Raw genomic sequence first — 24,191 nt, forward strand, 5'->3', positions numbered from 1 at the left:
TGCTATTTTTTCCAGCGCTTGTAGCTGCGCAGATCGTGAATATGCGGCACATTGGGATTGAACCCATTGGGGAAGATGCGGTGCTTCTGTACCTTTTGCGTTCCGGTCACTGGCAATTCATCGACAAAATAAATCCACCCTGGCGTTTTGTAGTAAGCCAGACGTTCTTGTACAAAATGGAAGATAGACAAGGCCAGAGCATGGTCTCGCACGTCATCCCCTGTTGTGATGACACACGCAAGCACCTCTTCATCACGAAGCTCATCAGGCGCAGCCATCACCGCCACCTGTTTGACGTGAGGGCATTCCACCAGCACGGCTTCCACTTCTGCACTGGAAATGTTCTCGCCGCTTCGACGCACGATATTCTTCTTGCGATCAACAAAAGTAAACATGCCATCTTCCGCACGCGTGCATAAATCTCCGGAATGAAACCAGCCACCTTCCCACGCAGCCTCGGTTGCGACCGGATCATCAAGATAACTGTCAAAGAATCCATAGCGTGGATTCTCTGCACTGTGTCTTACGACCAGTTCTCCCACGGTACCGTCCGGTACCGGCTCGCCAGCGTCGTTCACAATCCTTGCCTGCAGGCCGGCTTGCGGCCGACCACAGGCTCGCGTGTGGATATGCCGGGGCTCGCGATCAACAATCAGGATACGACCGGTCTCGGTCATGCCCCAGACTTCAATTAACGGAATACCAAACCGCTTCTCAAAACGCTCATGCAACGCAGGATCCACGCCCGCTCCAAATGCGCAAGTCACACCTGATTCCCGATCACGTGCAGACTCAGGCTGCCCCAGCAATGCCGGAATCATGATACCCAGATACTTGAAGCGGGTCGTTTTGGTTTCCGCAATGTCATTCCACCAGTTGGTCGCACTGAACCGACCCGGCATGACATAGGCAGACCCGGTCAGGATTGCGGCTCCCAAAGTGTTGACCATCGCGTTGAGGTGGTACAGAGGCAATGGATTCATGGTTCGCTCGGCTCCCTCGGCAAAGGCCAGATGACCAGGCATCCTGACGTTATAGGCAGAGGATTCCTGCAAATACACATTGGTCAGTACGCAACCCTTGGGTTTTCCGGTTGTGCCGGATGTGTAGAGAATAGCGGCAGCGCGTTGCAAGGGACTCTGCGGCGTAACGATATCGTTTGCGCGCCAGATGGTGCCCAGGCCCTCGGGACCGTGTGTACTAAGGGTGACTTCCCGTCCAGTCGCTTCGATGGCTGACGCAAGCTGTTTCTCCAGCACCTCCAGCCCGATCACGGCGCCGCACCGGGCGTGTCCGATTTGATATGAAAGCTCACTCACCGTGAGATCGGTATTCAGCGGGACAACACAGACACCCAGTCCATTCAGAGCCAGATAGTGATAGACGAATTCGGGCCTGGATTCGAACGCCAGAGCGACACGGTCACCCGCTCGTAATCCCTTGGCCTGGTACTGTCGCCTCAAGCCCTGAATTTGCTCAAGCGTATCGCCATACGTCATTTCGATGGGTACACCCCAGGCATCGGCCTGGCGTTGCGGCAAAATCAGCAGCGGCTTGTCTTGAAACGCCCCGGCTGACTCAAGGAATACGTCATAGAAGCTGTCTTTAAGTTGCATTACTCGTGTCTCTCGATATTGTGATGTTCATTAGCAATTTTTTTGTTGTTGATTGAATATACGTTTCATTGGATAATTTGACAATTCCCAAAATTCATTGACAGAATCGAAAAAAATTTTTGCATGTCAAAAAATATTCTGGACAGCGTCGCGCTGCTTCATCTTGTAGACATTATTGATGCGGGTAACATCAGTGCAGCTGCGCGCCGACTGAAAATGACCCGCGCCAATGTCAGTTATCATTTGAACCAACTGGAAAGAAATGTCGGCGCACAGTTGCTTCGTCGTACAACCCGCAGCCTGGAACCCACCGAAATGGGATTGCAGCTCTATCATCAGGGCTGTGTCATTCGTAACGCACTTGCCGAAGCCAGGGAGGCCACCTCTCTGCGAGATACGCCTCGTGGCCGTGTACGGCTTTCAGTGCCAATTGGTTATGGCCAGTTGGTTCTGGCACCATGGCTGCTTGAATTCAAGCGTCTGCACCCGTCGATCGATCTGGACGTCATCTTTGATACGAAAATCAGAAACCTCATCAACGACGAAGTCGATGTCTCGGTGCGCGTGCTCTCGGACCCGCCTCAGAATCTGGAATCGCGCGACCTTGGCCCCGTGTCCATGCTGATCTGCGCGTCGCGCCCTTTCGCTGCCGAACACGGCCTGCCGCAAACGCTGGATGAGCTTAGAAATTTTCCTATTATCGCCGGCTCTCCTGTTGGCAAAAAATTGCGCGTTGCAGGAATATTTAAGGGTGTGCGACACGAAATCGTACTGGAGCCATCGCTGGCTTCTGACAATTTTTTGTTTCTGCGTCAGGCGCTGCTTCAGAATCTGGGGGTCGGCGTGACGACCGATTATGTCGTACGCGATCAAGTAGCGTCAGGCGAAATCGTTCGCGCGATGCCAGAGTGGTCACTGTCAATTTATGGCAACCGCATGCATTTGCTGTTCATGCCCGATCAATACCGCATACGGGCGGTAACAACACTGATCGAATTTCTGGCCCACAAGGGTAAAACCGTGGCAGCTATGGAACAGAAATAGCTGTACGCAGATTCAAACACCCACTCTATTTTTGCTTTACGCGGCTGGACGCCCGCAAATGCCGTTTGGCATAGCCAAGCAGGTTCTGCACCATGGGCTGCTCCGCCCCATTCACCCACATGCATTGCAGTTCGGTACACGCTTCGCTTTCCAGCGGAATCATGGCTGATGCCAGCCCCGATTGCGCGATGCACTGCGGCACGATGGCAACGCCCATTCCTTTTCCTACCATGGCCACCACCGTCGTCCACTGCCGGACCTGATGCCTGATTCTGGGATTGAAGCCAGCCTGAACGCATAGCGATACAATTCGATCGAAATAAATCGGCGAGGCTTCGCGCCAGAAACAGATAAAGCCCTCATCCTTCAGCATATCCAGCAAAAAATCGTGCGCACGCAGCGCCGGGTGGGCTGGCGGCACGCAGACGACCAGGGGTTCCTGCAAAATGGTGACCGATGACAAACTGGCCGGCACGATTGTCGAATGGCCGAAGCCGACATCAATGCGACCAGCCAGCAGGCTTTGCACCTGATCTTGCGTTGCCATTTCCAGCAATTCGATTTCGACCAGTGGCTCGTCCTGCTCCATGGCTTGCACCATTTCGCTCAGACCCTGATAAAGCATCGATGCATGAAAGCCGACACGCAGTTTGCCTCTTTTTCCTTCGGAGACGCAGCGGGCCAGTTCGTACGCGTCTCCGACCTGCCCCATGAGACGCTGCATGCGCCCGTAAAGCGCTTCGCCTGCAGGTGTGAGCATCACATTCCGGCTGTTGCGCTCGACCAGAATCACATTCAAGTGGCTTTCCAGCTGACGGATGGCGACGCTGAACGGCGGCTGCGTCACGTTGCAGCGCAGGGCTGCCCTGCCGAAATTGAGCTCTTCGGCCAGCGCAATAAAAAAACGCAAATGCCGCAGTTCAATGGCTTCTGATCCCATGATGACTCCTTCAATTGGCTGCCGTGACGCATTATTATGCCAGCCGGTGCGCGAAGTCGGGCGTCAACTGTCCCAGGCGTGTCAGTCTGATCGTGGCGCCGTGCTTCTTGTACGGTACAGGGTGGCCGCATACGTCTGTGATTCATACGATTGCAGCAACGGCTTGCGCCGCTCTGAAAATTCGATGTAATGCGGCATATTGATATGATCGTTCAGATATTCGATGCTTTCCCACATTTCGAAAACGAACATATCCTGGTCGTTTTCCAGGGACGGATAATGTGAATAGGCCAGATTGCCCTGTTCCTTACGTGTGTTCTGTACATTATCCATGACAAAAGATAACAGCTCTTCTCTTTTGCCCGGTTTGAGTGTGTATTTGACTGATACGATAATGGTCATACCTGATCCAAAAAAACGGCTCCCGAAAAAGGGGAGCCGGGGTGTTTCGACAATGACATATGTCATTCGTCCATGTTTCATTCGCCGCATGATCGGACAAACGGTGAAGTCGGTCCTGATATGCGTCAGTTCGGCTCGATGCCACTGTCCTTGATAATTTTTTCCCAGCGCTGCATGTCGTCTGCCACGAAGGTTTTCAGCTCTTGTGGTGAACGCCAGGCCGGGACAGTCAGATAATTGCGTTCGAACAGTTCCAGAAGCGACGCGCTGTCGCGCAAGCCTTTGAGTGCCTCAAGTAGCGTTGTGCGCGCGTTTTCGGGCACACCCGTGGGTACAGAAAACGAGTACCACATGGATGTTTTGAAATCGGGCAGCGATTCTTCAATCGTCTGAACATCAGGCAGTTCTTTCATCCGTGTCGCTGTACCAACAGCGACCGGTGTCAGTTTACCGGCCTGGATCAACGGTACGGCGGGGCCCAGCGCGTTCAGGCCAACGTCTACGTCACCCGCCAGCAATGCGTTCATGGCCTGCCCAGCTCCCGGATACGGTACCGCTGTCATATCGAATTTCAATGCTGTCTGCATCTTGTTCATCGGCAACGTCAGCGGACCCGGCGCCGACACTGCGGAGTAATTGAGTCCGCCCTTTTTCGTGCGCGCCAGGGCCGCAAGATCATTCAGAGATTTGAGCTTTAATTCCGGCCGGGCGAGCACCACGATGGGCGTTTCCACCAGAACTGACAGAACATCCAGATCACGTGCTGCATCGTAAGGCATGTTCTTGCGTATCAGTGGGTTGATGGTCAAAGGGGTATTGGGTGTAAACAGGATGGTATAGCCGTCCGGCCTGGCCCTTGCCACGTATTGGGTACCGATGATCGCGTTTGCGCCACCTTTGTTCATCACCACGACAGACGTTTTAAGACTCTTTGACAAGTCTTCGGCCACTTTGCGCGCCATGATGTCGGCGATGCCGCCCGGGCTATAGGGAACAACCAGTTGTATCGGTTGTTCGGGGTACGCAGCCTGCGCTCCGACGGAAACGGTCGTCAGAATGACGGCCAGCAAACGTTTCAGCATGTGATGGGTCTCCTATGATTGTTCCTGATTATAGGAAGGCCGCGCGCGCAACGTCCAATACTGAATGGATACTAATCTATTCGCAGGACGAATGGATCAAACAAGCTCGTCAGCTCAGTCGTTCGCTGACGCTTTCGATGTCCTGTGCCATTGTTTTCAGTCGTGGCGCCACCGTGCTGTAAATCAGTTTCTCGGTCAGTTGCGTGGCGTCCCCCCCGCAAGTCAGAATCAACCGCCGACCGAGGTCTTTTACATACAGGGGAACCGCTACACCATTGACGCCGGATCGCCACGAATGGATCGACGTACAAAACCCCTGCTGATGAAACTCGGCAATCGAAGCGTCCACAATGGCCTGCAATTGCCGGGCATCGCGTCTGCCATCGTCAAGCAAATGGCCTACGATCCGGGCGCGCTCCGAAGAACTGCAGGAAGCCAGATACACCCGTCCCATTGCCGTCATATCCACCGCCATCCGCGCCCCCACTTCCATGGGATACGCCTGCATGGCCGCAGAGGTTGCCACTTCTATGATCAGCATGCTGGTATCTTCGCAGGTCACAATGGCAACCTGACTGTCCGAATCATTCGCCAGTTCCTGCATGGCAGGCATGGCGATATTGCGAAGAAGCATTCCCCCCAGCATGGCCCGCCCCAGCGACAGCACTTTGACGGCAAGCCGGTAGGCGCGATGACGGCTGTCATACTCCAGATAGCCTTCTTTTACCAGCGTATGGGTCAGGCGTGAAACCGAAGAACGCGGCATCTCTGCCAGTCGTGAAAGGTCCGCATTGGTCAGCAAGGGGCGCTCGACCCGAAAGCAGGCCAGCAGCGCCAGTCCACGAACCAGTGCATTGACGATCTGGCGATCTGCGGGTGGGCCAGGAGGCCGACCGGATTCTGATGTTGCGGACATGTTGCTGGATTCCTGAGCCTTGACTGTCTGAACGGATGGGTTTGCTCTTGCATTATATCGATATTTCATTTGGCAACCGAAACACATTTTCAAAGCCCTGCGTCAAGCACCCTCCCGCAATGCGGAATGAATCTTGTCGTTTATCCGGTGCAGGCAGTAGAGTCATTTCCATGCACCATACACACAAGGAGAGACTGATGCTTGCCACGCTCAATGCGGCTGAAAGCCTGCAAAATCAACCAGATACCCATTCCCTGCCAGACCCCGCGCAGTTGGTCGCGCCTGATTGTCACGGCATGAACTTTTACGATGCCGATCCTGCCTTCAAGGCGCTACTCAAGTTACGCTTGCCGGCTGATACGCTTACGTTCCTTGACCCCCACCTGTCCAGACTGGGCGAAATCGCCGGCAATGAACTCGATACCTATGCGTCCATTGCGGATAAAGAACGAAACAAGCCGTACCTGCGCACGCGCAACCGGTTCGGCGTGAATGAAGACTGGGTTGAATATCATCCGGCGTACCGCTCAATGGAACGCATTGCCTATATTGATTTTGGCATTCATGCCATGTCGCGAACCGAAGGCGTCCTGGGCTGGCCACAACGGTATGCGCCCCTGGCTAAATATGCGTTTCAATACCTGTTTGTGCAGTCCGAGTTCGGTTTGATGTGCCCGATCAGTGTGACGGACAGCTCTACCTATCTGGTGGAGCGCTACGGCAACGAAGATGTAAAGCAGCGTTTCCTGCCAGGCATGACCAGCACCGATCCCGCTACCCTGCTCAAGGGTTCGCAGTTTATGACGGAACGCACCGGCGGATCAGATGTCAGCGCCAGCCGCCTAAAGGCGGTCAAAAAAGGCGACGCCTGGGAGCTGTATGGTGACAAATGGTTCTGCTCTGCCGTGGACGCCGACGTCGCCCTGTTGATCGCCCGCCCCGAGGGCGCATCGGATGGCAATGAAGGATTGGCCTTGTTTGCCATGCCCCGTCGACTGGACGATGGCAGCCGTAACAAGTACCGGATTGCGCGTCTGAAAGACAAGCTGGGGACTCGATCCATGCCCAGCGGTGAAATCATTTTCGAGGGGGCCATTGCCTATCTTGTCGGCCGCGCCGATCGGGGCTTGAAGCAAATGCTGGATCAGGTGAACCTGTCACGTTTATCGCATGGCGTACGTGCCGCAGCCATGATGCGGCGTTGCCTGAATGAATCAATGGTGGTTGCAAACCACCGGGTGGCGTTTCGCAAACGATTGATCGATATGCCCTTGCAGCGCCGTCAGTTGATGAAACTGATGTTGCCGACCGAGCAGGCGCTGTCTGTTTTCATGCATGCGGCCGAAGCCATGCAGAAGGCCGATAGCGGTGACAGGCAGGCGGCCCTGGTGCAGCGCATCCTGACGCCGTTGCTCAAATTCAGAGCGTGCCGGGACAATATCCAGGTCGCCACCGGTGCCATGGAGGTACGCGGCGGCAATGGTTATATCGAAGATTTCGTCAACGAAAGACTGGTACGCGACGCCCATATCGGCGTTCTGTGGGAAGGCACCAGCAACATCAATGCAATTGATGTGGTTCAGCGCGCGGTGGCCAAACAACAGGCTCATCGGGCCCTGGCAGCATCCCTGGTCACCTGGCTGGACGATTCGCCGGGCATTCCGGCAGCCTTCCGTCAGTTGTTGCTGACGCAGCTTGAGCAGATTTCAACTGAAATCGAAGCATGTGCCAGCGATCCTGATCTGGTAACGGAATGCAGAACGCTGTCTTCCCAGCTTTATCATTGCGCCGCTGCCATTCTGATGGCCGGCGAAGGCGCAAGAACAGGTGCAGACAACGGAGATGCCCGCCGTCTGCTGTTGAGCCGCCAGGTACTGCGCCATCGCCTTGGAGAAAAGCAGCTGAAGCGACAGAACGAAGTGCAGGTAGAGGCGTTACTGCTCGACCCTGCGCCGGTTGCACTCGAGACGGCAATCGCGCTGCTGAGCTGACATCCGCAAACCAGAACACAACCGTCACACGGAGGAGACAAGATGAAATCAATTACCCAATCAACCATACGCGCGCAAATGATCAAGGCCGGTGCCATGTTTATTGCATTTTCGTGCCTGCTGTCCGCTGCGCAAGCAGCCCCCGCAACGGACTACCCTAACCGTCCGATTCGCCTGATCGTACCCTACGGAGCAGGTGGACCCACGGACATGGTTGCCCGTGAACTGGCCAGCGGTTTGCAAAAGAACCTGGGCCAGCCCGTTGTGGTCGAGAATAAGCCTGGCGGCGGCAGTATCATCGGTGTTGATCATGTCGCCAAGTCTTCGGCTGATGGCTATACCATGCTCTTTGCCACAGGGGCGCCATTTATCATCAACCCCTACCTGAACTCGAAACTGCCCTATCGCGTGGACGAATTCGCACCCGTTGCCAAAGTCGCGTCCTATTCGATGGTATTGTCGACCAGCCCCAAACAGCCTTTCAAAACAGTGCCGGAGCTGATCGCTTACGGCAAAGCACATCCAGGCACGCTGACCTATGGCTCTGCGGGCAATGGCACATCCAACCATCTGGCAGGAGAATTGCTGCAAACGATGACCGGTATCAAAATGACGCATGTACCCTATCGGGGCAATTCGCCCGCGATGACAGATGTGGTTGCCGGCAATATCTCCATGATGTTTGACATGCCAGCGACCACCCAGCCTTATGTACAGAGCAAACGCGTGATCTTGATGGGAGCAACCGGCACGACACGTAATAGTCTGGCTCCAAGCACACCCACCATCGCTGAACAGGGCGTCAGCGGATTCGACGTTAGCTCCTGGTTCGGCGTCCTGGTGCCTGCCGCGACAGGCCAGGATATTGTTACCCGGCTTAATCACGCGGTAGATCAGGTCCTGAACGAGCAGGCATTCAAAGCCAAGTTGACGTCACTTGGGTACGAAGTGACGCCGGGCACACCGAATGACCTGGCGCAGACAATAGCCGGTGAAGGCAAATTATGGTCAGAGGTGATCCATAAGGCAAATATTCATTTGCAATAGTTCTGACTCGAACACCGCCCATATTTGTCCATATCTGGACGACAAATGAAGGAGACTCTCTTGGATACTACGCTCAGACCCCTGGATGGCATCACCGTCGTTGCCATGGAACATGCCATTGCTGCGCCGTTTGCCAGCAGACAACTGGCCGATATGGGCGCCCGTGTCATCAAAATTGAACGACCGCCCGCAGGAGATTTCGCCCGTGAATACGACACCTCCCTGAACGGCATGTCTGCGTTTTTTGCCTGGGTTAATCGGGGCAAGGAAAGCATCGTCCTGGATATAAAGGATGAGGATGATCGTCGTTTTCTGACGGCCATGCTATCTCAGGCCGATGTCTTTCTGCAGAACCTGGCGCCCGGCGCGGCCGCACGTGCCGGACTGGACTTTACGACTTTACACGCACACTGCCCCGCTCTTATTTGTTGCGATATTTCCGGTTATGGCGAGGGCGGGCCTTTCTCCGAACGCAAAGCCTACGACCTGTTGATTCAGGCGGCCTCCGGGCTGACATCCGTCACGGGTACCCCCGAACACCCGGCGCGTGCAGGCATCTCCATTGCTGACATTTCAGCAGGCATGTACGCATATTCCGGGATTCTGCAAGCCATTCTTCTGCGGCAGCGTACCGGCAAGGGGAGCCGTGTTGAAGTCTCCATGCTGGAATCCCTGGCCGAATGGATGTCTTTTCCCCTTTATTCTGCCCACTACAGCGGCACGCTTCCTGAACGATCAGGCATATCCCATTCTGCGATCGCTCCCTACGGACAGTTCCTTGCGGGCGATGGCGGACACGTGGTGTTCGGGCTGCAAAATGATCGGGAGTGGCAACGTTTTTGCGCTGTGGTGATGGAAGATGAGGCGTTACACCAGGACTCGAGATTCTGCACCAATGTCTTGCGGGCTCGCAATCGCGAATCACTGGAGGCGTTGATTACGCCGAAGTTTTCAACGATGACGCGGCAACAGGTAACTGAAAAACTGGATCTGGCAGCCATTGCCAATTCGCCGCTTAACGATATGCATGATTTGTGGAATCACGCCCAGCTGGAAGCGAGAAATCGCTGGCGCGAGGTTAAAACGCCGGCTGGCCCTATGCGGGCGCTTATTCCATCCGCGACCCTGACGGGGGTGGAGCCGGCGATGGGCGCGGTGCCTGGGCTGGGGGAACATACGTCGGCATTACGCAGGGAGTTTGCTGTGTGTTGTACAGAAGCGGACTGATGTTACATTTATCAAGGGTTGTTTAATACCCCTATCCAGTGGTAAATCCTATAATCGTGTTTTTCGGCATCCAAATGCGCCTTGCTCAGAAAAGCGCTCAATTTGATCCTCGCTCAACTTAAGCACATCAGCCAGCACGGCAACATTATCCTGACCCAGACCTGGGCTTGGCCTGAGCGGCATACGCGGCACGTCCCGGAACCGTATCGGTGAATGCGGCAAAGCGACGGATCCAAGCACAGGATGATCCATGTCCTGCAGCGAACCACGCTGGTGCAGATGGGGGTCCCTGCTCAGCTCCAGCAAATCCCTGACCGGGGCGGCAGGAAACCGTTCACGTTGCGATATTTGAAAAATATCTTCCTTGGCGTGCAATTGCGTCCACGCAGAGACCAGTTCGTCGACTTCGTCAATAGCATCGGCTCGAGCCTGATTCGTCGCATAACGCGGGTCCATACCAAGTTCAGGCCTTCCCATGGCACGCGTCAGGGTACGCCAGTGATTGTCTTTGACACAGATGATCGCAACATAGCCGTCACTGGCGGGATACACGTTATAAGGCACGACCGACAATCCGCCGTGACGATTACCCGTGCGGGGGATCTGCTGTTTCTGCTTGTGAAACATACTCAGATTGGATGCAAGCGGGTGATAGCACATATCAAACATGGCCGTCTCAACAACGCAGCCCTGCCCGGTCCGTTCACGACTCATCAGCGCAGTCAGAACGGCGCCGTACAAATGCGATCCTCCCAAAAAATCGCTGACTGCCGCACCGGCCTTGACGGGGGGGCCATCAGGGAAGCCGGTCACCGACATGATGCCCCCGATCGCCTGTATGGTTAAATCCATCGCCAGTACATCTCGATACGGACCGGTCGATCCATAACCGCTCCCTGACGCGTAGATGAGACGCGGATTGCGCTGATGAAGCTGGTCGGGGCCAAGTCCGAGTTTTTCCATGACGCCGGGCGCAAAATTTTCGAGCAAGATGTCGGCATGCTCAACCAGTTCCAGCAATACTTCCCGACCCGCTTCTGTTTTCAGATCAAGTGTCATGCCCTCTTTATTCGAGTTGAGCATGGCAAATGAAAGCGAGACACCACCTGGGGCATCGGACCTGTTTCTGACCGAGTCGCCTGTGGGGGGTTCAATTTTAATCACCCTCGCACCCGCCAGTGCCAGGAGAAATCCACAATAAGGTCCCTGATAGACCTGGCCGAGGTCCAGTACCGTGAGCCCCTCCAGTGGATATTGTGTTGTATTCATCGCGCGCTCCTGTTGGCAGCCGTCTCGACGAGTTCACGATGATCCGGCGTGAAATGGGCGAGCGCCTGAAACGCGGCCGACATTTCCAGCACGGACTCCAGCCGCGAGTGCTGGGATTCACGCAGCAGGCGTTTTGCCATGCGGACTGCATAAGGTGGATTTGCAGCGATGCGGCGAGCGAGTGCAGTAGCCTCCTTCAATAAATCATCGTGCTCCACGATCCTGGAGATCAGCCCATAGGAAAGGGCTTGTTCGGGGCCAATTTTGTCGCCAGTGAAAATCAGTTCCGCCGCACGGGACGGCCCGACAATCTTTTGCAATAACCAGGCCCCGCCATCGCCTGGTATGATACCCAGCTTCACGAAACTTTCCGCAAACGAGGCTTTTGTACTGGCAATACGAATATCGCACATGCACGCCAGATCAAGACCCGCACCAACGGCTGGCCCGTTGATCGCCGCAATGGTGGGAACCTCCAGGCCATGCAAGGCATGAACCACACGGTGAATGCCTTCCTTGTAGCGGTATCGCTGGTCAGCAGCAACGGCGTTGGGATCACAAATCCGCTGCCACATATTCTTGACATTGCCGCCCGCGCAAAAAGCGCTGCCCGCTCCCGTCAGCACCACGCAGTGAATATTTTTGTCGTTTGAAATACGTTCACAGCTGGCCACAAGTGCTTCGAACTGTTCCGGACCACTAAGCGCATTACGCTGATCAGGGTCGTTAAGCGTCAATAGGGCTACCCTCTCGTCGATCGAGATTTCTACAAAACTCATTGGGATTTACTCCTCGGTAAATGATGGTAAGCGTTTTTCCCGCCTGGCGTTTTTGGCTGCGGCGTAGTCTGCGGACTGCCTGGCCTGGGTGAGTTCTCTGCCGGACTGCCGGGCCGCATCCATGAAAGACTGTGTCTGACTGCCCAAAAGCTGTTGTTTAATCACTCTCATCGAGCGTGGCGAGCAGCGCGTTGACAGCTCTTGCGTATACGCGTTCACAAATTTCTCGAAACGGTCCCTCTCCGCAACATGATTGATGAGTCCAAACCCAAACGCCTCAATCGCGTCGAACAATCTTCCCGAGAGCAAAAGCTCAGTGGCGACCCCATGGCCTACAAGGTTTGTCAATCGATGTGCAATTCCATATTCGGCAATCAGCCCCAGCCGGGCGTAGGGAAAGCCCAGTTTCGCATCGCTGACCGCCAGCCGTATGTCACAAAGTGATGCCAGAACCAGACCGACGCCAATCGCGGCTCCATTCACAGCGGCGATAGTCGGCTTGGTCGCAGTCATCAGATATCCGAAACGAAACTCGTCAATGTGTCTGGGTACCTGTTGCCATCCAGTGTCTGCGGCTTCTGCAGGTTGGGTCGCCGTCTGGTCGGCTCCGGAACAAAACCCTTTGCCCGCGCCGGTTATCAGGATGACCTTACAATGTTTTGCCGCCTGTGCGGCAAGAAAGGCCGAACGCAATTGCGAGTCCATTGCGGGTGTCATTGCGTTCAGACGATCTGCCCGGTTCAGAATCAATTTGGCCACCGCACCGGAGAGATCCGATTTCACAAGTTCAGACTGTTCCGGACAGGCTGTTGCCAGTGGCTGCGTATTTTTATCAGTCAAGTTTGACTCCGACCTGTTTTATGATTTTTGCGTATGCAGGCATCTCTTTTTCTATTTGTTTTCGCAAATCGTCTCCTGACAAGAAGCCTGGCTTCACACCAATAGACAGCAGCTCCTTTTGCACTTTCGGATCTTGCAGAACCGACTGCAGCAACGTTTGTAATTTGGCTACGACATCATCTGGCGTTTTGGCAGGCGCTGACAAACCCAGCCAGGTTTCAAATTGATATTCCCGAGGAATGTTTGTCCCATTAAGCACTTTCTGCACTGGTTGCGCGTCGATCAGATCAGAGTAAGAGTCAGCATTGGTCAATGCCAGGACCGTAACCTGCCCGCCTTTGACTGCCGAGTCGATAGTCGACAACCCGCCAATCATAAGATCAATGTGACCACCCAGAAGATTTGTCAATGTCTGGGCCGAACCTTTGAAGGGAATATGTGTGATTTGGGCGTGTGCATACCGATTCAGGACCTCACCGGCAATATGTGCGCCGGTGCCGCTTCCCGGGGAGCCAAACGTCAGCTTTCCTGGATTTTTATTCGAATAATCGATCACTTCCTGCAGTGTTTTCTGAGGCAAGTCTTTTCTGGCGACAATCACAGTCGGCAACGATCCAAATCGACCGATGTGATGAAAATCCTTTATCGGATCAAAGGACAGGTTTTTGAATAGCGCTCCTGAGGAAGACAGCGATGAAGAGCTCAACAGCAAGGTATAGCCATCTGGTTTAGCCTTGGCAACCATGTCAGCTGAAATATTTGCGCTAGCACCGGGTCGATTTTCAATAACGAACTGCTGTCCGGATTTTTGGGACAACGCATTGGCCACAATTCGCGCAGGTCCATCCAGGGTTCCTCCCGGGGGGTACCCAACGATGACCCTGACAGATCGTGCCGGAAAATCGGTCTGACTGGCCGGACTTGAGCCGAAAGCGCCAGCCGTGAACAGGAGTAATGCTGCACAGTAAAATTGTCTCATTCCATTTGTCATTTACATCTAGCCTTTGTTGTTGGTTATTGGTGTCCAGTATAAAAGTGTCGCCGAATCGCTTACAATCCATGTGTTTCATTGTGTGGATCACCATCGAATATGCTGTCATGCTAACCGGCACCGTTTTCGGGTGATATAGGGGAGATTTTCGGAAGATTGCGGCAATGAGTGATCAATACAAGAATACGGACGCAGATGCGAGGCAGGGTGCAACGACCGGCCAAGAGCACCGCTCCGTTAATCGTTCGCTGGAGCGAGGCCTGGCCATCGTGCGGTGCTTTCGACCAGGCGTCGGATCGCTCACAAATGCAGATATCGTCGAACGGACAAACCTGCCTAAAGCCACCGTCAGCCGACTTGCTAGAACGTTAGTGGAGATGGGTTTTCTGCGACGAGACCGGGTATCTCAGGCATATCGCTTGTCATTTTCAATGCTGAGCTTGGCGCACGCCGTTTTGCTTGACTGCCAGATCGCCCACGAAGCCATTCCGCTGATGCATGACGTCGGCATGAAACATCATATCAATGTCGGATTATCGACCGTAGACCATCTGGATATGGTTTATTTGCATGTTGTTCATGGAGATCGCTCACGTCTGGGACGCCGCATGGAGCCTGGCCATCGCCGGGTCGTGGAAACCACAGCGATCGGTCACGCATACCTGGCCAGTCTCAACCACGCCGAACGGGCAGCGTATGTAGAGCAACTACATAGCCGAAACTCCCGGAATTGGCGGGCCGTCAGTACGGACATTGATGCAGCACTTGAACAATTCGATAAAAAGGGATATTGCACACGAATTTGGCATGAGGATACCGAATCAATGGCGGCACCAATTACATTCGGCGATGAAACATTTGTGTTTAACCTGAGCTATAGCGTTAAAGAGTTTTCACGCAGAAAAATTACCCTGGAGCTCGTTCCCGCGCTGGCTGATCTGCAAAAAGCCGTACTGCAGAGAATGACCGTTGATGATGCGTGACGGTATTGCCCCAGTTTATTGGCAGCAGCCCTGCTAAAACTTGTTCACGAGATGTATCTAAAGAGTCCGGAAAATGGCGGAGCTTCTCCGGAGCGTGTACGATCAATCTATCTTTGCATTCGTCTCTTGGATAATACGCTTCCACATTGGCGTTTCACTTGCCATCCTGTTAGCCAAATTGTCTGGAGTATTGTCAATAGGCAAGATAAGTCCTCGCGCTTTCAATTTGTTTTGAATGTCTTTATCAGCCAAAACTTCCTGGGCTATGGAAGACAATTTATTTTTTACAAATTCAGAAATACCTGCGGGGGCCAATAATGCGAAAAACACGTTTACATCGATTCCCTGCATTCCCTGCTCCTGCAATGTTTTCACTTCAGGAAACATCTCCGATCTGGTCGTCGATGTGACCCCCAGGATTTTAAGTTTTCCTGATTCTATAAAAGGCCTGGCTGTGAACACGTCTGTGAATGTCATTGTGACCTGGTCTGCAAGCAAAGCCTGTAGTGCCGGGCCTGAGCCTTTGTAAGGGATATGCGTCAAACTGATATTGTTAGCTCTGGCGAACAGTAAAGCCGACAAATGAGTGGTGCCGCCGCTACCCGCGCTCGCGTATGTCGCATTGTTGTTACGGCTATAGGTGACTAGATCGGCTACTTTATCAACGGGAAGGTTCTTGTTAATTAGAACGGCGTTTGGCAAACTGCCAAACTCAGCGATGGGCGTGAAGTCTTTCAGAGGATCAAACTTCATGTTCTGATAAAGCCCTGGATTGATAACCAGCACCGGCGAAGATCCGAAAAGCAGGGTGTACCCGTCTTTGCGCGACCTAGCAACATGATCTCCTGCAATATTGCCTCCGGCACCAGCGCGGTTCTCCACAACAATCGTCTGTCCGGCCACGTTCGACATTTTATCTGCCACAATTCGGGCAATTAAATCGGCTGGCCCCCCCGGCGCATATGGAACCACAAACGTGATCGGTCGCGCAGGGAAAGTTTCGTCGGCAAACGCAATTGTGCCTGTGTGCAGGCCGGCAATCGCAGCCATAGCACTTATTATTGATCCAATTTTCATGTGTCATCTCCTGGTTTTCATTATGCACATGCGTATCATATAAGGCTGTTCCTGCGGAACCATTCTATCAACGTATAGCGCTATACTTAAATCGTATTTTGAGTTCTGCATGGCTGTATAAAATCGTTATTGATCGATTAAAAATAGCACGCCTCGTGTGCATGTTTACAGCAAAGACGGTTATATGAACGCAAATACAGGCGCCCTGAAGGGCTTACGAGTGATAGATGCATCCAGAGTGTTGGGCGGCCCCTTTTGTGGCCAGATACTCGGAGACCACGGTGCAGAAGTCCTGAAAATCGAAATCGAAACTGGAGACGATACCCGTCAATGGGGTCCACCCTATATGGGACACAATTCCGCTTACTTTTCGGGAGCAAATAGAAACAAGCGTAGTCGGGTTCTTGATCTGTCGAGCTCAGACGGGAGACAAGCGTTTTTCGAACTTTTGAGCGACACCGACATCCTGGTCGAAAATTTCAAAGAGTCGACGCTGAAAAAGTGGGGTCTGCATACCGGAAGCTTCACGCAATCCAACCCGAAATTAATTCATTGCCGTGTGTCAGGCTTTGGATCAGATGGCCCTTATGGCGGTTTGCCCGCCTACGATACAGCCATACAGGCGCAATGCGGATTGATGAGCGTCAATGGAGATAATGCCAGTGGTCCGATGAGGGTTGGCTTACCTATTGTAGATATGACGACTGGTTTGAACGCGACAATCGGTATCCTGCTGGCGCTGCATGATCGCGAACTGACCGGTAAAGGGCAGATTGTGGAGACCACGTTATTTGCAAGTGCCATTTCGTTATTGCATCCTCATTCCAGTAACTATTTTTCCACTGGAAAAAGCCCGATCCCCACCGGTAATGCTCATCCGAACATTTATCCGTACGACAGCTTTCGAACTGCGACGGGAATGATTTACCTGGCCATCGGAAACGACACACAATTCGTACAGTTTTGTCGTCATTTGGAACTGGACTCTCTGTCTGCTGATCCTCTATATGCGACAAACCCTGCCCGTTCAACTAACCGGGAGCAGCTCAGAACGATTCTTCAAACCGCACTGCAAGACACTGATGGCAACCAACTGACCAGTGAATTGATTCGTCTTGGTGTACCATGCGCGCCTATCAAAAACGTTCAGGAAGTGCTCGAAGACCCCCATACCCTGCATCAGAATCTGATCGTCAAGCTGGACCCAGGATACACGGGTATCGCGTCGCCAATCTCGCTGAGCAGAACGCCCGCCTCCTATCGACTCGCACCACCACGTTTACCTTCAGAATCCGGAGAGCCCGATGATGTCAGGTGAATTCAGATTACCGTACGGCTCCGATAAACGCTATCACCTGCATCACCCCCATATCATTTGCTCGGATATCGATGTCACTCTCGATTTTTATCAACGGTGGTTTGACGCTGAAGTAAAATGGGACGGTCTTTATGCAGGTACCCGGAACGTGTTCCTGAAGATCGGCATTGGCGCCATGCATTTGTATGAGAAAAAGATTGATGCCACCCCTCGGAATGCCATTCATCATATTGGAATTCAGGTTGCGGGACTTGAAGATCTTTATCAACGCATGCGAGCGGCTGGTGTTCTGATCAGAAACCCTATCAGACAATCTGATGGCGGTGGGTATTTTATGCTCGAAGCTCCAGACCATGTTTTGCTGGAATTATTTGAACCTGGTCCGCTGCGTTCGGCAGAGGTACTGGCCTATTACGGATATAAGTAACCGCGATGACAACAGACCCCACATTTTTCGGCGTGCAGATTCCACTGTTGAATAAAATAAGAATAGTTGAAGATGCCATCCATGATGCGAATACCATTTCTGCTATTCTTCCGTATGACGAGTCAAATAATAATGCACGAGGTCAGGTCAGCGGCCCGGCGCTCACTGCACTACTGGACTTCTCCATGGCCGCCTCCGTTCGTGCACACTCTCCCCTCACACACACCGTAGCAACAATCGATCTGTTTTTGAAGTTTCTGAAACCTGCCGAATCAGATGTCTACGCGGAATGCACGTGTGAGCACAGAACAAATGGCATTTGCATTGCTCGCGGAGTCGTATACGACGAAAAAGGGGAAAAAATTGCAATTGCAAATGGTACTTTTAAGCTCATAGCGACAGAACAATGCGAGAGAAAGCAATAGAGCTACGCCACCTTCACTACTTCATTGCCCTGGCAGAACAACTGAACTTCAGTCGTGCAGCGATGCTCTGCCATGTTTCGCAGCCGCCATTCAGTGTTGCGATTCAACAGCTGGAATCCTATCTTGGACTACAACTTGTCATCAGAAGTAGCCGCACTGTAGAACTGACGGATGCAGGACGGGATTTTTACCGACGTGCCACGCAGATTGTCCGTAGCGCAAATCAAGCCTTTATCGATACACAGAACTATGCGCAGAGCCAGGCACACCGACTGAACATCGGATTTCACGGCTCTATGATATTTCGTGGCGTGACCGAGATGGTCAAAACATTCAAACAACAGTTTGCAGATGTGCGCGTCTCCCTTCACGAAATGTCCTCCAAAAGCCAACTGGAAGCGGTAATGACCGGTGATCTGGATATGGGATTTACACATTCTCTGGCATCGATTTCGAGCCACCATGTCGGATGCATTAATCTGTTTTCAGAACGTTTTGTACTTTGTATGCCGGACAGCTTCAGGATCAACGCATCGTCGGTCGATTTAGCTAAATTTAAAGAAGAAAATTTCATTATTTTTGATCGTGATGCATCTCCTTACTACTTTGATACGATTACCTCCATATGTTTACAAGCGGGTTTTTCTCCAAAGATAGAACATCATGCAAAACAGTGGCTGACGACAATCGCTCTGGTGTCCAAGGGTATGGGTGTGGCTATTGTTCCGGAGTGCCTGGCGCAGACACGCATAGCCGGCGCAATATTTCGCCACATTGATACCGATATCGTTGCTTACTTGCAGTGTATTTATGCCAGAACAGCGGACCAAACACTGATTCGAAGCATGGTTGATATCGCAAAATCACATATTCGCTCCGCGAGATTGCCGGACGATTAACAAATGTGCAACCTAACAGACCCTACATTTTCATAGACCGCTTCAAATACGTCGCCTTGTGAGGCCTTGCAAAGAATATTGCACGAGCCCGAACTGACAAGATGACCCGCCCTCAACGAATTGCCATATTTTCTCAATTTGTTTGCCAGCCACACAACCGGATTCAACGGATGGCCCATCACATCGCAGGATTGCCCTGAGGAATGAAGTTGTCCGCTTTTATAGAGATTCACCTTAATTCCTTTGTGTAATGCTGCCTGCCAGTCTGGCACCGCATTTCCCAGAACATATCGCCCAGAGGCGAACCCATCTGCCATAATGTGATACACGGACGGCAGTCGCTTGCGTGGAAATCGACATTCAGCAATTTCCATGCAGATGTGAACTGACTCAACGCAACGGGCCACATCATCAAAGGTATATTCGCCATTCTTTGCCGGAAGATCATCCCCCATTTGAATGGCAAACTCACATTCAATGACCGGATCCAACAGATTTTCGTAGACAACGTCCCCTGGTGAATGCAGCAGGTATCTCTCGAAGGTCGCACCAAATACCGGCCCCTCGGTTCGGAGTTTTTGCTGTAAGCGCACATTTGTCGCGGCTATTTTCCACCCTAATTGTGGCCATTTCAGGTTTTCGGCTACGGCAAACATGACTTTAATTCCATCATCTTCCGTCTCAAGCACCCAGTCGGGGTCATACTCCATAATCTGCCGATTATCAGATCGGGCATCAGTCAAGGCTTTAATCAACGAGTGTTGCTCGGCAAGCATAGCTTTCCCCTTTTGTCTCGAACTATGGCTGCTGGACATTGATATTGTTATCGACGATGACTTTTTTCCATCTTTCTATATCCCTTTTCAGAAAGTCACGCATTTCCATTGGACTTTTTTTGGCTGGCACCAAAAGATAATTGGCAGCGTACATAGCCTGAAGCTCTTTGCTCAGTTTAACCCGGTCAAAGGCGTCAGCCAGTATTTGCTTGCGGTCACTGTCCATACCGGAAGGCACTGATAATGAATACCAAATTGACGACTTGAATCCTGGCACAGCTTCTTCAATAGTTTCGACTCCCGGAATTTCTTTGATTCGTGCTTCAGTACCCACAGCAATAGGAATGACCTTGCCAGAGGTAATGAACGGCAAAGCGGATCCAAGCGCATTGATGCCCACATCCACGTCCCCGGCAATAACTGCATTCATCGCATCAGCAGCACCTTGATAAGGTATCGGCGTCATGTCGAAACCCAGTTCGTTCTGAATTTTGTACATTGGCAGCGTCAATACGCCTGCGATTGATACTGCAGAATAATTGAGCCCACCGTTGTTTGTCGCCGCACGTGTCGCCATTTCCTTAAGGTTTTTAACACCGAGATTCTTTCGCGTGACAATGACAATGGGCGAGTCGGCCACGATCGACAGAATTTCAAGATCGTTTTCGGGATCATAAGGCAGATTTTTCTGCGTTAGTGGATTAATCGAAAGCGGTGTGTTGGGTGTGAATAGAATTGTATAGCCATCCGGCCTTGCTCTGGCGACCGAGCGTGCACCGACGACCCCGTTAGCCCCACCTTTGTTAACCACCGTGACAACGGTCTTCAGCTCCTGAGAAAGCCGATCAGCAATCGTCCGCGCCATCAAGTCGGCGATTCCGCCGGCGCTGTAAGGAACGATAATCTGGATTGGACGATCAGGAAAAGCTTGAGCCATATTGCCCAAAAAAATAGCCACGATACCAACTACTACCCGCTGTAACATAGTAAATCCTTCTTGCAACTGGAGACTCTTCGATGTCGCGCCTACCGCTTGATCTATTTAAGATTCTAGGCGCAGGTGCGCTTGCGATTGATATTATTTTCGAAAGCAACCATTCGTTCTAAATATAGTGCAGCACACGCTGAGCCGCGCTCCTGGGGATTCGGCACGTCGTCATTCTCAGGATACAAATACGGGTAAACCCGCAGCATGCTAAAATACCCGTCATCGAGGGATATCCGGCATGCTGGTCATACTACGCTGGGGTTCACACGCCAACTTCCGCCAGAAAAATAAGGCAAAGACAAATGGCCGTGTTTGCCTGCAAAATTCGTTCAATAAAAACTCAAGCGTAACGCGCCATCGCCCATCCCGAAGCAAACTGAATATGGTCGCACAATGAAATTGAAGGTCACGCCCTATGCCTGGGTGAGTTTTGCCATGATCGTCGGCGTCATGGGCACGGCGCTCATCAGCCCCCTGTATGCTGTGTACAAAGAGACGTGGCAGCTGCAGACGAGCGATATCTCGCTCATTTACGTACTTTATATGGCCGGCGCCCTGTCCGGCCTGTTATTTTTGGGACGCCTGCCCGATCGAGTCGGCTTTCTGCCCATGATGCGCCTGGGGCTGGCGCTCGTGCTGACCGGCACGTTTATCAGTATGATCGCCTGGGACATGCTCAGCCTGAACATCGGGCGCTTTATCGTGGGCGTCGCCTCAAGCATGATCACTACCAGCTCGACGGTGGGACTGTCACGACTGTCACGCTCCGGCAACATGCAGCGCGTGGCCACGATGACCGGCTTTTTAATGGCGTTCGGATTTGGTCTGGGGCCTTTGGTAGGCGGTCTTGTCGGTCAGTTTTCTTCCAATCCGCTGATGATCGCCTATGTGCCGACGCTGCTGCTGGGCACGATGGGTCTGGTGGCATTATTACGCTTGAAATTACCGGACGAGACCCGGCCCAAGTCTCGCAAGCGCCTTGCCGTGCATGACGTGCTGCCCAAGCTCACTTGGTCGCAACCCGAGACCTCGCGCGCGTTTGTGCTGACCTGCTGCCTGCCCTTCCTGGCCTTTGGCGTGTTTGGACTTTATGCATCCATGGCACCGTTGTTTCTGGACCAACTGGTCCCATGGCATGGTCCCGCGGTGAGCGGTACGGCCATTGCCCTGATTTTGTTCATGTCTGCAGGCATCCAGGTGATTTCGGGACGCATGCCGACGCATTGGTGCGGGGTGGCGGGACTGGCGAGTCTGGCGATCAGTAACGCGTTGCTTATACTCAATCTGTTGGCGAGTTCGTCCATTTTGTTCGCGCTGGGCGTCATGTTCACCGCGATGGGACACGGGATGTGCATGCTGGCCGGGATGAGTATGATCAACCGCCTGGCCACGGCCGGAACGCGTTCGGGGCTGATGGCTACCTACCTGGTCATCGGCTACTTCGGCAGTATTGTACCCATGATGGGTATTGGCTGGATTGCCGATTATTGGGGACTGGACGTAGCAGTGCGCACGTTTTGCTCATTGGTCATCGTGATTGCGGTGCCGGTGGCGGTATTTTTCCAGCGGCATCCGCATATTCGACCGGCCAAAGTTCAGCCTTGATCAAAAAAGATCGCTTGCACTTGCGCCTCAATTGCATCCAGCACAGCGGGTTGAACCCGGTCTCTGTATTGCTTGCGCCGGTTCTGTGAAATCTTCCCGCCATGGCTGTGAGCCATACGAATCAAAGCGTGCAGATCTTTATCCTGAATGTCGTACTGCGTATTGATCCGAGCAAAGACGGTGTCGAAACCCCGCAAATAATCAGACTCTTTGATGAGTGATGTATCGAGCGCGTAATGCGTCATTCGAATGCCAAATTCCATGCATGCAGTCGCATCCCAGTAGCGATATGGGTCGCCGTCGCCTTTGAACCGCGCATCGATATGGTCATGATCCACAATCATGACGTCCCAAAGTGCCCTTATGGGCTTGGAGACGCTTTGCAATGCTGACAAATAGCCCGATTCGTCATGTAACATCGCTACAGAGATTGGCAAGATGAGTCCCTGATCCAGTTTGCCTGACCGGCATAACGCGTGATGCACAAGGAAACGGGATAGCCGGCCATTGCCGTCCATGAAAGGATGAATGAAAACAAAGGCAAAAGAAACCAAAAAGGCCTTCAGCAACGGGTCAATCGATGGTTCACCATTGGCAAAATCCATCAAAGCCTTCATCAGCGGTTCGACTTCACTCACCGGAGGAGGCAAATAGGAAATACTGGATGCTCGCAAGCGCCCACCCTGCTGCAACCAATTTTGCTCATGTCGAAACGAAAAGGCGGCCAGATAGGGGTTGGTAATCGTGTCCCGCTGCAATTCGCACAGATATTCTTCCGATAACGCCCGCCCTTCATGCGCACCTTTCAGTACTTGCACAAAACGCCGAGCCTTGTCTTCAGAAGGCGCCTCGTGCTCAATGGCGAATGATCCGCGTGTCTCATCGAGATAGGCCCAGCCCAATGCACGCTCCAAATGTTGCTCACCGCCAATGGATTCAACAAAGGCATCCAGATCCGCAAATATATCGCGGGCCAGCAAAGCGCCAAGGGCACTGGTACGGCGAATAACGGGACAGAAGTTCAGGTCTCCGATTCCGTTGAGGTTCACGCGGAATTTGGGCTGTCGACGCGAAACCCCGCAAACATATGCTTTCGGATCAAACAGGTTCACATAGGGCGCCGAGGTGGAATTGGCTTGTAATGTTTTACCCGTAAAAGCCTCATAAAGCGCAGCAATGGTGCGTATATATTTGCCATTGGGTGTCGCATCGAGTCGAGCCTGGATGACACCCGCCTCCAATACCAAACAGACGGCTTGCAGCACTTCCAGCTCGACGCCCTGATATTTCAGGGCGAATTCCAGATGGGTCAGCAAGTCGTCGTCCCTGGGCTCCACAGCCGTTGGAACAAGCAGTGTCGTGCCGTGCTCCCTGACGGCGAGTACGGCACTATCAACCTTAGCGGTAAGCCGGTACCCAGACACGCTAAGCTTGAGCTTTTCCACCAGGTAGCCGTAGCCGATTTCGCGATTAACGATAGCCATGATATTCGCAGAAAATATTAACCGTTACAATTTTTTCTTCATTATCGGCTGATTTTCCAAGATTT

General features: G+C 52.8%; 23 protein-coding genes. 10 read left to right on the forward strand and 13 right to left on the reverse strand.

What is annotated here, in order from left to right; genetic code table 11:
• Positions 1 to 2: 2 nt before the first annotated feature.
• Complete coding sequence (locus tag W822_RS28710) at positions 3 to 1,616, reverse strand: AMP-binding protein (protein ID WP_024004004.1); 1,614 nt, start codon at positions 1,614 to 1,616, stop codon at positions 3 to 5.
• Positions 1,617 to 1,754: 138 nt separating this feature from the next.
• Between W822_RS28710 and W822_RS28715 the strand changes: the two genes are divergently transcribed.
• Positions 1,755 to 2,660, forward strand: a complete 906-nt coding sequence (locus W822_RS28715) for a LysR family transcriptional regulator (protein WP_024004005.1) — start codon at positions 1,755 to 1,757, stop codon at positions 2,658 to 2,660.
• Positions 2,661 to 2,685: 25 nt separating this feature from the next.
• On the opposite strand, the gene W822_RS28720 is transcribed toward W822_RS28715, so the two are convergent.
• From W822_RS28720 to W822_RS0123245, 4 genes are all read right to left on the reverse strand, one after another.
• Positions 2,686 to 3,600 carry a LysR family transcriptional regulator gene (locus W822_RS28720; RefSeq protein WP_051401604.1) on the reverse strand — a complete coding sequence of 305 codons (915 nt, stop codon included), beginning with the start codon at positions 3,598 to 3,600 and terminating at the stop codon, positions 2,686 to 2,688.
• Between the two features lie 81 nt (positions 3,601 to 3,681).
• A complete protein-coding gene (locus W822_RS28725; protein ID WP_031242179.1) occupies positions 3,682 to 4,002 on the reverse strand; it encodes a putative quinol monooxygenase in 321 nt (106 codons plus the stop codon).
• A gap of 125 nt (positions 4,003 to 4,127) precedes the next feature.
• Entirely contained in the window at positions 4,128 to 5,084 is a 957-nt protein-coding gene (locus tag W822_RS28730; protein WP_024004008.1) for a Bug family tripartite tricarboxylate transporter substrate binding protein, read from the reverse strand.
• A gap of 109 nt (positions 5,085 to 5,193) precedes the next feature.
• The gene (locus W822_RS0123245) at positions 5,194 to 6,000 is read right to left on the reverse strand and encodes an IclR family transcriptional regulator (protein WP_024004009.1); all 807 of its coding nucleotides are present in this window, start codon (positions 5,998 to 6,000) and stop codon (positions 5,194 to 5,196) included.
• Between the two features lie 197 nt (positions 6,001 to 6,197).
• Between W822_RS0123245 and W822_RS28735 the strand changes: the two genes are divergently transcribed.
• Genes W822_RS28735 through W822_RS28745 form a run of 3 tightly spaced genes read left to right on the forward strand, consistent with a single transcriptional unit; the run spans position 6,198 to position 10,265 of the window.
• Positions 6,198 to 7,991 (forward strand): acyl-CoA dehydrogenase family protein, encoded by a 1,794-nt coding sequence (locus W822_RS28735; protein WP_034279455.1) that lies wholly within the window; start codon positions 6,198 to 6,200, stop codon positions 7,989 to 7,991.
• Between the two features lie 42 nt (positions 7,992 to 8,033).
• Positions 8,034 to 9,038: a Bug family tripartite tricarboxylate transporter substrate binding protein gene (locus W822_RS28740; RefSeq protein WP_031242183.1), complete on the forward strand. Its 1,005-nt coding sequence runs from the start codon at positions 8,034 to 8,036 to the stop codon at positions 9,036 to 9,038.
• Between the two features lie 60 nt (positions 9,039 to 9,098).
• A complete protein-coding gene (locus tag W822_RS28745) occupies positions 9,099 to 10,265 on the forward strand; it encodes a CaiB/BaiF CoA transferase family protein (protein WP_024004012.1) in 1,167 nt (388 codons plus the stop codon).
• Positions 10,266 to 10,313: 48 nt separating this feature from the next.
• On the opposite strand, the gene W822_RS28750 is transcribed toward W822_RS28745, so the two are convergent.
• The 4 genes from W822_RS28750 to W822_RS28760 are packed head-to-tail and all read right to left on the reverse strand — an operon-like array spanning position 10,314 to position 13,982.
• On the reverse strand, positions 10,314 to 11,534 hold the full coding sequence (locus W822_RS28750) for a CaiB/BaiF CoA transferase family protein (protein ID WP_024004013.1): 1,221 nt from the start codon (positions 11,532 to 11,534) through the stop codon (positions 10,314 to 10,316).
• On the reverse strand, positions 11,531 to 12,313 hold the full coding sequence (locus W822_RS28755) for a crotonase/enoyl-CoA hydratase family protein (protein ID WP_024004014.1): 783 nt from the start codon (positions 12,311 to 12,313) through the stop codon (positions 11,531 to 11,533). Before W822_RS28755 ends, W822_RS28750 begins: the two co-directional genes overlap by 4 nt.
• 6 nt (positions 12,314 to 12,319) lie before the next feature.
• Positions 12,320 to 13,153 (reverse strand): enoyl-CoA hydratase-related protein, encoded by an 834-nt coding sequence (locus W822_RS0123250; protein ID WP_024004015.1) that lies wholly within the window; start codon positions 13,151 to 13,153, stop codon positions 12,320 to 12,322.
• Positions 13,146 to 13,982: a Bug family tripartite tricarboxylate transporter substrate binding protein gene (locus W822_RS28760; RefSeq protein WP_172642763.1), complete on the reverse strand. Its 837-nt coding sequence runs from the start codon at positions 13,980 to 13,982 to the stop codon at positions 13,146 to 13,148. Before W822_RS28760 ends, W822_RS0123250 begins: the two co-directional genes overlap by 8 nt.
• Positions 13,983 to 14,308: 326 nt before the next feature.
• Here W822_RS28760 and W822_RS0123255 point away from each other — a divergent pair, with 326 nt between their 5' ends.
• The gene (locus W822_RS0123255) at positions 14,309 to 15,127 is read left to right on the forward strand and encodes an IclR family transcriptional regulator (protein WP_024004017.1); all 819 of its coding nucleotides are present in this window, start codon (positions 14,309 to 14,311) and stop codon (positions 15,125 to 15,127) included.
• Between the two features lie 102 nt (positions 15,128 to 15,229).
• Here W822_RS0123255 and W822_RS28765 read toward each other — a convergent pair whose 3' ends face one another.
• On the reverse strand, positions 15,230 to 16,204 hold the full coding sequence (locus W822_RS28765) for a Bug family tripartite tricarboxylate transporter substrate binding protein (RefSeq protein ID WP_024004018.1): 975 nt from the start codon (positions 16,202 to 16,204) through the stop codon (positions 15,230 to 15,232).
• Between the two features lie 184 nt (positions 16,205 to 16,388).
• Between W822_RS28765 and W822_RS28770 the strand changes: the two genes are divergently transcribed.
• From W822_RS28770 to W822_RS0123265, 4 genes are read left to right on the forward strand one after another with little or no spacing between them, the layout of a single operon-like run.
• On the forward strand, positions 16,389 to 17,522 hold the full coding sequence (locus W822_RS28770) for a CaiB/BaiF CoA transferase family protein (protein WP_024004019.1): 1,134 nt from the start codon (positions 16,389 to 16,391) through the stop codon (positions 17,520 to 17,522).
• Entirely contained in the window at positions 17,509 to 17,949 is a 441-nt protein-coding gene (locus W822_RS28775) for a VOC family protein (protein WP_024004020.1), read from the forward strand. The genes W822_RS28770 and W822_RS28775 overlap by 14 nt, the downstream gene beginning before the upstream one ends.
• Before the next feature lie 5 nt (positions 17,950 to 17,954).
• Positions 17,955 to 18,374 carry a PaaI family thioesterase gene (locus W822_RS0123260; protein ID WP_024004021.1) on the forward strand — a complete coding sequence of 140 codons (420 nt, stop codon included), beginning with the start codon at positions 17,955 to 17,957 and terminating at the stop codon, positions 18,372 to 18,374.
• Entirely contained in the window at positions 18,356 to 19,273 is a 918-nt protein-coding gene (locus W822_RS0123265) for a LysR family transcriptional regulator (RefSeq protein WP_081724289.1), read from the forward strand. Before W822_RS0123260 ends, W822_RS0123265 begins: the two co-directional genes overlap by 19 nt.
• On the opposite strand, the gene W822_RS28780 is transcribed toward W822_RS0123265, so the two are convergent.
• On the reverse strand, positions 19,270 to 20,049 hold the full coding sequence (locus tag W822_RS28780) for a 2-keto-4-pentenoate hydratase (RefSeq protein ID WP_024004023.1): 780 nt from the start codon (positions 20,047 to 20,049) through the stop codon (positions 19,270 to 19,272). The two genes, W822_RS0123265 and W822_RS28780, sit on opposite strands and share 4 nt — an antisense overlap.
• 22 nt (positions 20,050 to 20,071) lie before the next feature.
• Entirely contained in the window at positions 20,072 to 21,034 is a 963-nt protein-coding gene (locus W822_RS28785) for a Bug family tripartite tricarboxylate transporter substrate binding protein (protein ID WP_024004024.1), read from the reverse strand.
• 396 nt (positions 21,035 to 21,430) lie between these two features.
• Between W822_RS28785 and W822_RS28790 the strand changes: the two genes are divergently transcribed.
• Complete coding sequence (locus W822_RS28790; RefSeq protein WP_024004026.1) at positions 21,431 to 22,642, forward strand: MFS transporter; 1,212 nt, start codon at positions 21,431 to 21,433, stop codon at positions 22,640 to 22,642.
• On the opposite strand, the gene W822_RS28795 is transcribed toward W822_RS28790, so the two are convergent.
• A complete protein-coding gene (locus W822_RS28795) occupies positions 22,633 to 24,126 on the reverse strand; it encodes a Fic family protein (protein WP_031242190.1) in 1,494 nt (497 codons plus the stop codon). The two genes, W822_RS28790 and W822_RS28795, sit on opposite strands and share 10 nt — an antisense overlap.
• Between the last annotated feature and the right edge of the window lie 65 nt (positions 24,127 to 24,191).

It is taken from the genome of Advenella kashmirensis W13003 (assembly GCF_000506985.1).
Taxonomy (GTDB): domain Bacteria; phylum Pseudomonadota; class Gammaproteobacteria; order Burkholderiales; family Burkholderiaceae_B; genus Advenella; species Advenella kashmirensis_A.

Excerpts from the sequence above, each read along its gene's own strand:
- W822_RS28710 (WP_024004004.1), bottom strand. The coding sequence starts at position 1,616 with ATGCAACTTAAAGACAGCTTCTATGACGTATTCCTTGAGTCAGCCGGG.
- W822_RS28720 (WP_051401604.1), bottom strand. The coding sequence starts at position 3,600 with ATGGGATCAGAAGCCATTGAACTGCGGCATTTGCGTTTTTTTATTGCG.
- W822_RS28725 (WP_031242179.1), bottom strand. The coding sequence starts at position 4,002 with ATGACCATTATCGTATCAGTCAAATACACACTCAAACCGGGCAAAAGA.
- W822_RS28730 (WP_024004008.1), bottom strand. The coding sequence starts at position 5,084 with ATGCTGAAACGTTTGCTGGCCGTCATTCTGACGACCGTTTCCGTCGGA.
- W822_RS0123245 (WP_024004009.1), bottom strand. The coding sequence starts at position 6,000 with ATGTCCGCAACATCAGAATCCGGTCGGCCTCCTGGCCCACCCGCAGAT.
- W822_RS28735 (WP_034279455.1), top strand. The coding sequence starts at position 6,198 with ATGCTTGCCACGCTCAATGCGGCTGAAAGCCTGCAAAATCAACCAGAT.
- W822_RS28740 (WP_031242183.1), top strand. The coding sequence starts at position 8,034 with ATGAAATCAATTACCCAATCAACCATACGCGCGCAAATGATCAAGGCC.
- W822_RS28750 (WP_024004013.1), bottom strand. The coding sequence starts at position 11,534 with ATGAATACAACACAATATCCACTGGAGGGGCTCACGGTACTGGACCTC.
- W822_RS28755 (WP_024004014.1), bottom strand. The coding sequence starts at position 12,313 with ATGAGTTTTGTAGAAATCTCGATCGACGAGAGGGTAGCCCTATTGACG.
- W822_RS0123255 (WP_024004017.1), top strand. The coding sequence starts at position 14,309 with ATGAGTGATCAATACAAGAATACGGACGCAGATGCGAGGCAGGGTGCA.
- W822_RS28765 (WP_024004018.1), bottom strand. The coding sequence starts at position 16,204 with ATGAAAATTGGATCAATAATAAGTGCTATGGCTGCGATTGCCGGCCTG.
- W822_RS28770 (WP_024004019.1), top strand. The coding sequence starts at position 16,389 with ATGAACGCAAATACAGGCGCCCTGAAGGGCTTACGAGTGATAGATGCA.
- W822_RS28775 (WP_024004020.1), top strand. The coding sequence starts at position 17,509 with ATGATGTCAGGTGAATTCAGATTACCGTACGGCTCCGATAAACGCTAT.
- W822_RS0123260 (WP_024004021.1), top strand. The coding sequence starts at position 17,955 with ATGACAACAGACCCCACATTTTTCGGCGTGCAGATTCCACTGTTGAAT.
- W822_RS0123265 (WP_081724289.1), top strand. The coding sequence starts at position 18,356 with ATGCGAGAGAAAGCAATAGAGCTACGCCACCTTCACTACTTCATTGCC.
- W822_RS28780 (WP_024004023.1), bottom strand. The coding sequence starts at position 20,049 with ATGCTTGCCGAGCAACACTCGTTGATTAAAGCCTTGACTGATGCCCGA.
- W822_RS28785 (WP_024004024.1), bottom strand. The coding sequence starts at position 21,034 with ATGTTACAGCGGGTAGTAGTTGGTATCGTGGCTATTTTTTTGGGCAAT.
- W822_RS28790 (WP_024004026.1), top strand. The coding sequence starts at position 21,431 with ATGAAATTGAAGGTCACGCCCTATGCCTGGGTGAGTTTTGCCATGATC.
- W822_RS28795 (WP_031242190.1), bottom strand. The coding sequence starts at position 24,126 with ATGGCTATCGTTAATCGCGAAATCGGCTACGGCTACCTGGTGGAAAAG.